Below are 3,892 nucleotides of genomic sequence, written 5' to 3'. Positions count from 1 at the left end.
CCTTGGAGTCATAGTCCTTTTCAGACAGCCGCTTATCTACATTTCCAATCTTTCTATACCTATGGCCTTCACTATCCACCTTATTGAGGTACTTATCCTCGAATCCCTTGAGGTCCTTCACGTACTTGTTGAGCCTGGATCTCAGTCTGCCGGGCGTCTGGTAGCTGCGCGCGTCCAGATCGAGGCTTTTCGTGCTCACCAGGACCCTGTTCTCCAGCCTGTCCGCGACCGGGAACGTGCGGCCCAGCCCGCGGCCCGTGGAATGCCCGTTCAGGCATTCGTCGATGATGTCGCCGCGCTTCAGCCACCGCTCGTTCCAGACGTTCTTGCCTGTGTCGATTGTGGCCGCGATGGGCAGGTCCTTGCCGGATGTGACCAGATGCTTGGCGAGACCGGCCTTCTTGACGGCCTTGACGAGATGCTGCTTCTCTTTTTTGGTGAGTCTTGCGTGGCCGGTCTGGGAGAAGCTGGCGGCGGCCTTGACGAATCCGTCGCTGCCGCCGAGCTTGGCGACCACGCTCGGGCAGCTCTCCTCCAGTATGACCAGCAGTCTTGCGGCCTTCGCCGGGTCGTCTATGTTGCGCAGGATGAACCTGCCGGCCTTCGCCGCGCCCTTGGCCGCATCGCCGGCTGCGGGGACGATGCCCGCGGCGCTGATTGCGGCGAAGGCGTAATCGCCGTGCTTCACGTTCGCTATGACGTCGCGAACATCGGATGTGGGGATGACGCCCCCGATGATCTGGCCGGCCAGGGTGACGGGATCGTCGTCATCGGTGATGAAGTCCCCCGCAAGCGCTCCGACCACGAAGCAGGCAAACTGCTCGTACCATGCCTTGTCGTACACGTACGGGCTGGTGTCGTCGGCGAGCTCCCTGTCGTCGCGCCGCCCGTCGCCGTCTGGGTCGGGCGAGGTCGGGTCGAAGTTGCGGCGCACCTCGTCGCCGTCATTCAACCCGTCGCCGTCCGTGTCGGGATTCATCGGATCGGTCATCGAGTCCGACTCGTCCGCGTCGGCGATGCCGTCACCGTCCGAATCGACCAGTATGGGGTTCGTGATGAGCCGTCCGGTGACAATCACCTTGGTGCGGTCGGCGTTGTATCGGTAGTCGAGGCGGTCGATCTCCTCGCCGTCGGGGATGCCGTCGCCGTCCGTGTCGGGATTGTTCTTGTCGAGTTTGAGCGAGACGCCGTTGAACAGCACGAGATGGTCCTCGTACCAGTCGGCGATGCCGTCGCCATCGCTGTCGGTCTCGATGTCGATGAGCTTGCCGATGTTCTCGTAGATGCCGGCCAGCGCATCGGCGTCCTGGGCGAGATAGGATTCGCCGCCGGTCTGGCTGGCCAGCACCTTCATCCATCGCTCGAAATATGATCCGGGGCCGCCTCCGCCCAGTCCGACCGCGTTGATCTTGACCTTGCGCTTGCTGGCTTCGGCGACCACGCTGTCATGCAGCCGCGTATCGGAGGTCTCCCCGTCGGAAAGCACGATGATGTTGCGTAGCGTCGTATCATCGTCGCCCTGGAACATGTTCAGGGCCTGCTGCACGGCCAGGTACATGCTGGTGCCGCCCGAATCGCAGAAGTTCGCATCCGCCAGGGCGTTCTTCGCGGTCTGCGCATCCGTAAGCCCACCGGTCAGGTCCGTGGCTCCGTCCGCGAAGCGCACGACGCCGGTGCGGGTGTTCTCCGGGAAGCGCTCCACAAGGTCGCGGGCCACGGAAAGGCGCTTCTTCCCGCGGTCGTTGCTCCACATGCTGCCCGAATCGTCTATGACGAACACCGTCTGCACCGCGTTGAACTGTTCGTCGCTCCACACGTCCTCCCATGAGAACGAGTCGTGGAACGTGGTTCTGTTCACCAGCACGTATTTCGAGAAATGCGAGACCGTTGCCGTGGCCTCGTTTCCGGTCACGGTGGTATCGAGCTCCTCGAGCCGCTGTTCCTTTTCGTTGAACCAGCAGATGGCCGGGTCGAACGATGAATCCGACAGCAGCGATTCGTCGAAGCGGAAGTGCAGCGTCGCGGACCCCACCTGCCCGTCAACGGTGAACTCGTACGCATCCCCTATGAGCCCCGGCATATCGTCCGGGAAATACGACGGGTTGTCGTATCTGCGCACGTCGAGGGTGGCGGCCTGGCTCGCGGGGAGGTTCACCGACACGGACACGTCCACGTCGCCTTGCCCAACATCCTCGGCGGGTGCCGTCACATCGAATGTCTCCTGAGGTACGAGCGGGTCCGTGCCCCATTGGATCTCACGCCGGTCGTCCACGCCATCGCCGTCCGTGTCCGATTTGAGGGGATCGGTATGAGTGCGCGTCGTTTCCTCGCCGTCGGTCAGCCCGTCGCCATCCGTATCGGCCGCCAGCGGGTCCGTGCCGATCTCCCGCTCGTTCAGGTTCGTCAGCCCGTCGCCATCCGGATCCTCATCGCCATCCGCCACGCCGTCGCCATCGCTATCGGCGCAGGAGTGGTCCGTGCCTGTTCTGATGGTTTCGAACGCATCGGGCAGTCCGTCACCGTCGGTGTCGCTATCGCCGCCGAGCATCATGTCCAGCACATCGGGCACGCCGTCATTGTCGCCGTCGATGGTTGAATCGCCGCAGGACCAGTCGCCGCCGTCCCAACGGCATACCCCGGACGCCTCGTAGCCGGGCGCGCTCCTTGCAGGAACCTGATGCCCGCCGTCGTTGAACAGCACACGCGCCTTGGCGTATTTCGTTATCGTGTAGGAATACCAGTCATCCGCCATGTGCTTCATGGCAGTGCCAGGCCAGGCGGGCCCGGTGTCGGCATCGGACGCGTAATAGTAGATTCGGGGGCTGCCCCATCCCGATGGCTTATGGAACATGACGAGCACGCCGTCGGGTCTCGTGTCGGTCCACACGCCGTTGCGGCACCATGCCTCGGCCGTTACCAGATGACCTTCCTGACCGCTTGCCGGAGTCTGCCTCGAGCCGCCATCGTTGAACAGCACGCGGGCGGGCTGCGTTCCGAAGATGGTCGCGGTATACCATCCGTCACCGTCTGCATGCATGGCCTCGCCCGGCCACGTCGGCCCTCTGGCCGCTTCGGAATAGTAGTACAGGCGGACCTTGCCCCAGTTCGCGTAGTCGTAGAAGTGCACCTTCACGCCTTCCGGCATGGAGTCGTACCGCGTGCTTCCCACGAACCAGGATTCGCCATTGACCTCGTACCCCGGCTGGTTCGCTCCGGGGTGCTGCGATTTTCCGTTGTCGCTGAACAGCACGCGCAATCCATGCGGCGCATTCACGGTAACGCTGTACCAGCCGTCGCCGTCGTCCGTCATCCGTTCGCCCGGCCAGGACGCGGAGCGCACGCCGTCGCCGTACATGTACGCGAACGGCTTCGCCCAGCCGGCACTGTCGTAATAATGAATCGTCACCTCGCCGGATCCGCCGCTTCCATCGGTGGCCGCAGACGCCACCGAGGCGGGCATCACCATGAACATCGAAAGCAGTGCGCACAGCACGCATGACAAACGGGAACCCCTCATAGGCCCTCTTCCCTTGTTCTCGTCGCATGGGCGCGTGCGACGCCGCGGGCGCCCATGCCTCTTCTTCTCTTCCCTGCGGGCCGACACAACCATGGCCCGCATCCGATTACAGCAGATAAGTACCCCGGAGTGCAAACGATGGCATGACGCAAGATGCCGGCGGAACCGTTGGAGCCATGGCCGTCAAACCATTGACCTGCATGCGAAAAGGCCGTCCGGAATGCGAGACGACATGTCGGCCGGTCGCGGGAGTCGGGCAGGCTGGACGCAAACGGCAATCGATGGCATCCGACGAGGCCCCCGCTCCCGCGGCCACCGCCGATACCGGGGAGCGGAGGACGGGGAAGACGACGCACGGCAATGACTTCGCCAAGA

The 3,892-nt window shown here is 63.5% G+C and carries 2 protein-coding genes; one reads left to right on the top strand and one right to left on the bottom strand.

What is annotated here, in order from left to right; genetic code table 11:
* Positions 1-3,517: starch-binding protein (locus tag G1C98_RS07090; RefSeq protein WP_169080551.1), on the bottom strand; the 3,517-nt coding region annotated here is incomplete at its 3' end.
* Between the two features lie 143 nt (positions 3,518-3,660).
* Between G1C98_RS07090 and G1C98_RS09285 the strand changes: the two genes are divergently transcribed.
* Positions 3,661-3,892, top strand: a 232-nt coding sequence (locus G1C98_RS09285; RefSeq protein ID WP_205831941.1) for a hypothetical protein, incomplete at its 3' end; no start/stop codon positions are given.

This window comes from Bifidobacterium erythrocebi, from assembly GCF_012932675.1.
GTDB lineage: Bacteria > Actinomycetota > Actinomycetes > Actinomycetales > Bifidobacteriaceae > Bifidobacterium > Bifidobacterium erythrocebi.
This window is presented reverse-complemented; position numbering and strand designations above follow the sequence as displayed.